Consider the following 217-nt stretch of genomic DNA (forward strand, 5'->3'; position numbering starts at 1 on the left):
CTGGCCGCCTTCAGCCACGGTGGATTTGTCCGCAGTCAGGGTCGCAATCACTTCGCTGACGGTGTCAGTGATGGCCACATTGGCCGCGGTACCGTCGATCACCAGGTTTTCGAAGGCCTTGCCGTCGACGCTGGCCGAGCCGACGGTCAGGCTCAGGTTACTTGGGTCGTTGTAGACGTCGTCGCCCTGCACCGGCGCGGTGTAGATGGCCGACAGC

1 protein-coding gene is annotated in these 217 nt (G+C 63.6%); it reads right to left on the reverse strand.

The genetic code is table 11. The features are described from left to right. Positions 1 to 217 (reverse strand): immunoglobulin-like domain-containing protein (locus tag ACM6IT_RS00895; protein WP_414917271.1); only part of this gene is annotated, 217 nt, incomplete at both ends.

This window comes from Pseudomonas sp. IT-P4, from assembly GCF_949767755.1.
GTDB lineage: Bacteria > Pseudomonadota > Gammaproteobacteria > Pseudomonadales > Pseudomonadaceae > Aquipseudomonas > Aquipseudomonas monachiensis.